Consider the following 6,377-nt stretch of genomic DNA (forward strand, 5'->3'; position numbering starts at 1 on the left):
CCCTACCCAGCGGCGCCCGGCTGTATCTGGGCATGAGCATGGCGGCCATCGACCAGCAATCCCGCCAGCTGTTCGGCTTATTTGGTGGCGGCGTGCTGGTGCTGTTAGTCGCCACGATCGGCCAACAACTGATGCTGAAACGCACCATCGTCGCGCCGATCGCCGCGCTGACCGACGCGACCGAACGGGTGCGCGTCGCGGCCGATTACCGCCACCGGGTACCCGCCGCCGGCGCCGAGGAACTGGCGCGCCTGGGGCAAAACTTCAACGCGATGATGGCCGCGATCCAGGCGCGCGAACAGGAATTGCGCCACGCCAATGTTTTCCAACACACGATATTGCAAAACATCGCCCACGGTATTGTCTCCACCAGCCCGGACGGCACCGTCACCAGCTTCAACCCCGCCGCCGAGCGGTTGCTGGGTTACGCCGCCGCCGAAGTCGTCGGCAGCGCCACCCCCGCGCTGTGGCACGACGGCGAGGAAATCGCCCGCTACGCCGGCGAACTCTCCGCCGAGTTCGGCGCAAGCATCCCGCCCGGCTTCGAGGTATTCGCCGCCAAGCCGATCCGCCATCAACCGGAAGAGCGCGAATGGACCTTCATCCGCAAGGATGGGCAGCGGATTCCGGTGTATTTGTCGATCACCGCGCTGCGCGACGACGCCGGACGGATCGGCGGTTTTGTCGGCCTGACCTACGACCTTTCCGAACGCAAGCAAACCCAGCAACGCCTGCATTTGCTGAGCTTCGCGCTGGATCGAGTCGATGAAACGATTCTGTTGATGGGCGAGAACGACCCTCACTTTTTGTACGCCAATCTCAGCACGGTGCGCACCCTCGGCTACAGCCGGGAAGAACTCACCGGCGGCATGTGTCTGCTGGACATCATCCCGGATTGGACCAGCGATACCTGGGCGAACTTCAGCCGGGAATTAAGCGAGCGGCGGCGCACGCAATTCGAAACTCGGCAGCAACGCCGGGACGGCCGGCGCTTTCCGGTGGAGTTGACGGCCAATGTGTTCGAATTCGCCGGCCAGGTATACAACTTGGTCATTTGCCGGGACATCAGCGAATGCAAGCAAGCCGAGGCGGCGCTGGCTAGACGGGTGCGCGAGTTTCGCACGCTGACCGAGAATCACCCGGACGGCATCGTACGTTTCGATACGCTGGGCCGGCACCTGTACATCAATGCGTCGGCCGCGCGCAGCTCGGGAACGACCGACATGACACCGTTCGGCAAGACCGTGTGCGAATTACCGATACCGGGCAATCCGGACTTGACAAGGCCGCTGCTCAACGCCGTGCTCGGCGTGGTCGGCAGCGGAACGCCGAATTTGATGGAGTTTACCTGGCCTAACGGACGTACCACCGAAATTCGCCACATACCGGAGCTAGGCGAGCACGGCGAGGTCGTCAGCGTGCTCGCGATTGCCCGCGATGTCACCGAGCGCAAGCGCATCGAGGCGGAACTGAACCAATATAAATTAGAGCTGGAGGACACCGTGCGGCGCCGCACCGACGAATTGCGCCTGGCTCGCGACGCCGCTGAAGCCGCGAACAAGGCTAAAAGCGTTTTTCTGGCCAACATGAGCCACGAATTGCGGACACCGTTAAACGCCATCCTGGGGTTCTCAGGCATGATGCGCCACGACCCGAGCCTTACCGAGCATCAGGCGGAAAGCCTGGATATCATCAATCGTAGCGGCGAACACTTGCTCAATCTGATCAACGATGTGCTGGAAGTCGCGAAAATCGAAGCCGGCCGCCTGCAACTGGAGATTACCGCATTCGATTTGTACGCGCTGGTCAAGGATGTCACCGAGATGATGCGCATCCGGGCCCGCGAAAAAGGCTTGTCTTTAGTCATCGAACAAGCCGACGAATGCCCCCGCTACGTCCGCTCCGACGAAGCCCGCATCCGGCAGATATTAATCAACCTGATCAACAACGCCGTGAAGTTTACCGAGCGCGGCCAAGTCACGTTGCGGATGGGGATCAAACACAACGCCAAACACCATCTGCTGATCGAGGTGGAGGACAGCGGCCCCGGCATCGCGGCGGCAGATCAATCGCGCTTGTTCGAACCCTTCGTACAGTTGGCGGACGGCGTCTCTCAGCAAGGTACCGGCTTGGGCCTGACGATTACCCGCCAATTCGTCCGCATGCTGGGCGGCGACATCCGGGTCAACAGCGAGCTGGGCCGAGGCTCGTTATTTCAAGTCGATTTGCCGGTGGCGCTGGCCGGCGCGGACGGCGTCAGCGAGGGTTCCACCGCTTCCAGCGGCAAGGTGATCGGTCTGGCCGACGGCCAGCCGAACTACCGGATACTGATCGCCGAGGATCAGCGGGAAAATCGCTTGCTGTTAAGACGCTTGATGACCAACCTGGGTCTGGAAGTGAAAATCGCCGAGAACGGCCGGGACTGCGTAACTTTATTCGAAAGCTGGCACCCGGACTTGATTTGGATGGACCGCCGCATGCCGGTGATGGACGGCATTGAGGCTACCCAGCGGATTCGGCAAACGCCGGCGGGTGGTAACGTGAAAATTGTCGCGGTCACCGCCTCGGCGTTTAAGGAACAACAACAGGAAATGCTGGACGCCGGCATGGACGACGTCATTCGTAAGCCCTACCAGTTCGCGGAAATTTACGACTGCCTGGCTCGGCAACTTGGACTGACCTATCGCTACGCTACCGAGGCCATGCCCCCCGCCGCGCCGCCGGTGGACACCGACGCGCTGGCGGCGCTGCCCGTCGAATTGCGCGATCGGCTGGCCGAGGCATTGGAAAACCTGAACAGCGAGGCGGTTGCCGCGCTGATCGCAGAAATTGCCCCGATCGCGCCCAATCTGGCCGTCGGCCTCGCCAGCGCGGCCGACGAGTTCAACTACCAAGCGTTGCTGGAGTATCTGGAAGCAGCCAAGCGCAACAGCGTTTAGACCGGCGCCGGTCTACACGTCGCAGTTTTCTCGCGGTTCAACGACGACTCGGCGCGAGATGGCCCACTGCGGTGAATGATCCGGCGCGGCGTGATGCGCAGACCCTTCGGTTAAAAAAGCAGCCGCTTGTGCAGGGCAAGACAACTCGGCCTACAATAACCGGGTATAGACGACCGATACGGCGCCGAGGCAGGATGCGTCGATAGTCCAAGGAAGCGCCCGTCGGCAAAATCGGCGAATTTCGCCGTCGGCGGCCAACGATCAAGGCTCCCGGCGCGGAAATTCGAGTACACCAACCCATCGGCCGCGCCAACCCAGCCAGCAGCCGAGCAGCCGGAGGAGGCCTGCCTTGACCAGGGAACACCCAATGATCGATGAACAATCCGGTTCGACTTCGTCCAAAGGCCTGATCTTAGCGGTGGACGACACCCCGGCCTCGCTTAGGCTGCTGACCGACGTGCTCAAGGCCGAGGGCTACGAAGTGCGCTCGGCGATTAGCGGCGAGCTGGCGCTGCACGCCGCCGAGATACAGGCGCCGGAACTGGTATTGCTTGACGTCAGCATGCCGGGCATGGACGGTTTCGAAGTCTGCAGACGGCTCAAGCAAATCCCCGGTTCCGGCGACGTGCCGGTCATCTTCGTCAGCGCGATGTCCGACACTCAGGAAAAACTGCGCGGCTTCGAATTAGGCGCGGTCGATTACGTCACCAAACCGTTTCAACGCGAGGAGCTGCTGGCCCGCGTTCACACCCATCTGGAACTCAACCGACTGCGCCATCATTTGGGCGATATGGTGGAAGAGCGCACCCAGTCGCTGAAACGTAGCGAATTGAAGCTGAGGGCCAATTTGCTGGAGTCCATCACCGCGATCGCCGCCACCGTCGAGATGCGCGATCCTTATACCGCCGGCCATCAACGCCGGGTAGCCCAGGTCGCCACCGAAATCGCCCGGGAAATGGGTCTGCCGGAAAACCGCATCGAAGGCATGCATCTGGCCGCCGTGGTCCACGATGTCGGCAAGGTCAAGATTCCGGCGGAAATCTTGTGCAAGCCGGGCCGGCTGACCGAACTTGAGTTTTCGTTGATCAAATTGCATGCCCAGGATGGTTACGACATCCTCAAGGCCATCGATTTCCCGTGGCCGATCGCCGAGTTTGTCGGCCAACACCACGAACGCCTGGACGGTTCCGGTTATCCGCACGGTTTAAATGGCGGGGAAATCCATCTGGAGGCCCGGATCATTGCGGTTGCCGATGTCATCGAAGCGATGGCATCCCATCGCCCCTACCGGCCCGGTTTGGGCATTGACACCGCCTTGGCGGAAATCGAAAGCAAGCGCGGGATCATGTTCGATCCACAAGTCGCCGACGCCGCGCTTCGGCTGTTTCGCGACAAGGGCTATCGGCTGGACAATTGACCGGCTGGGGCCGAAACGCCCGGCCCGGAAGCTGGCTTGTTCAGTCGCTGTAACGATAAATCGCCGGGATTTCGGCGGTATGATCCAGTTCGACCAACTGCTCGATAATCCCGTCATTCAAACCGTACACCCAGCCGTGCAGTGTGGGTTTGTGACCGTATTTCCAGGCTGACTGGACAATGGAGGTGTGGGACAAACGATAAACCTGCTCCAGAATATTCAGCTCTATCATGCGATCGATTTTTTTGTCTTCGCTCAAATACGCCAATTCATCCTGATGCAGCCGATAGACATCCTTGATGTGCATCAACCACTTATTGGTAATCGTCAGATCGCCGCGTTGCGGCTGCATCGCCGCCTTGACGCCGCCGCAACCGTAATGGCCGCAAACCACGATATGTTTCACCTTCAGCACCGCAATGGCGTATTGCAAGACGCTCAGGCAATTGAAATCGGTGGTAATCACCTGATTGGCAATATTGCGATGCACGAAGATTTCGCCGGGCTGAGCGTTGACCACCGTTTCCGCCGGCACCCGGCTATCGGAACAACCGATCCATAAAAAATCGGGACGCTGTTCCTTGGCCAACTCGACGAAATAGCCAGGCTCCTTCGCCACCATATCCCGCGACCAGGCCCGGTTTTCCAACAGTAATTTAGAGGGTGTATGCATGGCTCGACCTATCGGTTTGGGTGGTTTGCAACCGGGATACGGTAATGCCACAACCCGCCAGACAGTGCGCCGTCGGCGAGGCGGGTTTGGACCCGTATCCCAAAACCCGCCATTATCGCCGATGGCGCCGATGATTTCGACCGATCGCGTTCCGCCGGGATGAGGGCCTAATACTCGACCTTGATGGAACCGATGAAGCTGATCGGCGCGCCGGGCATGTTGCCGTAAAACCGCTGGCTGGCGTCGAAAGTATCCGCGCCGGTGAAATAGCGCTTGTCCAACAGGTTGTAAGCATTGAGTTGCGCGGTCATCCGAGTCGGTCCCACCTTGAATTTATATGCCGCCGAAGCGTCCCAAGTCGCGTAGCCGGGCAGCTGAAAGCTGTTTTGCGGATCGCCTTGGCGCTGGCTAGTCACCCGGATACCGCTGCCCAAACTCAAGCCGACCAGCGTCGGGACGGTGAATTCATACTTCAACCAGAGGTTGGCCGAATGGCGCGGCGCGTTCGGGAAACGTTTGCCCAGCAAACTGACGCCGCCGTAGACGTCCTGCTCGGTGAATTGGGTAATCCGGGTATCCAGATAGGTGTAATTGGCGATCAAACTCCAGTTTTCGGAAATTTCGCCGGCCAAATCAAACTCCACGCCCCGGCTGCGCGCCTCGCCGACCGTGGTCATATAGCCAAGGAGAGCCAGCGCGGGATCGGGATTTCCCGTCGCTAAATTGGTTTTGACGATGTCGAAATATGCCAAGCTGGCGGTTAATTTTTGATCGAGCAGTTCGGTTTTGATCCCGCCTTCGAATTGTCTGGCTTCCTGCGGCTTTAGCGGCGTGCCGTCCAAATTGCGGGCGCTGTAGGAATTGTTGGTACCCAAGGATTCGGTATAGTTGCCGTACAAGGACAGCCACGGAAAGGCGCGATACAACACACCGACCCGCGGGCTGAATTTACCGGCGGAAACATGGTTGATGTTCAACAGCGCTTCGGCGGCGGCATAGGAGACACTGGAACCACCAACGCCGTAGTCGGCCCAGTCGTAGCGGCCGCCGCCCAACAAATGTAGTTTGTCCCAAAAAACCATCTGGTCCTGAAAATACACCCCGTTCCATTCCTGATGGGTATAACCGTAGTTCAACGGTAATAATGGCAGGGTTCCGTTAAAGGGTTGCGGATTGTAGATGTCGATGGTGTCAACGGCGGCGCAGCAGCGATTTTCGCTCTGGTCGGTGTAGGTGTAATAATCGTGGCCAAGCAGCAGCGTATGTTTAACGCCCCAGGTATGCAGGTGGCCGAGCAAATTGGTGTTGAACGAATACGTCTCCGAGCTTTTGACGTGGTTGTCCCAGT

At 59.5% G+C, this 6,377-nt stretch carries 4 protein-coding genes; 2 read left to right on the forward strand and 2 right to left on the reverse strand.

Annotated elements, in window-relative coordinates:
- Both AC3B8H_RS17090 and AC3B8H_RS17095 read left to right on the forward strand, forming a co-directional pair.
- Window positions 1-2,939: PAS domain S-box protein (locus AC3B8H_RS17090; protein ID WP_488442748.1), on the forward strand; the 2,939-nt coding region annotated here is incomplete at its 5' end.
- A 367-nt stretch (window positions 2,940-3,306) separates the two neighbouring features.
- Window positions 3,307-4,356 carry an HD-GYP domain-containing protein gene (locus AC3B8H_RS17095; RefSeq protein WP_488442749.1) on the forward strand — a complete coding sequence of 350 codons (1,050 nt, stop codon included), beginning with the start codon at window positions 3,307-3,309 and terminating at the stop codon, window positions 4,354-4,356.
- A 40-nt stretch (window positions 4,357-4,396) separates the two neighbouring features.
- On the opposite strand, the gene can is transcribed toward AC3B8H_RS17095, so the two are convergent.
- Window positions 4,397-5,029, reverse strand: coding sequence for a carbonate dehydratase (gene can, locus AC3B8H_RS17100; RefSeq protein WP_488442750.1), 633 nt, complete (start codon window positions 5,027-5,029; stop codon window positions 4,397-4,399).
- 167 nt (window positions 5,030-5,196) lie between these two features.
- Window positions 5,197-6,377 (reverse strand): TonB-dependent siderophore receptor (locus tag AC3B8H_RS17105; RefSeq protein WP_488442751.1); only part of this gene is annotated, 1,181 nt, incomplete at its 5' end.

It is taken from the genome of Methylomonas sp. BG-2, from assembly GCF_057766305.1.

Coding starts and splice junctions, on each gene's coding strand:
- AC3B8H_RS17095 (WP_488442749.1), top strand. CDS start 3,307: ATGATCGATGAACAATCCGGTTCGACTTCGTCCAAAGGCCTGATCTTA.
- can (WP_488442750.1), bottom strand. CDS start 5,029: ATGCATACACCCTCTAAATTACTGTTGGAAAACCGGGCCTGGTCGCGG.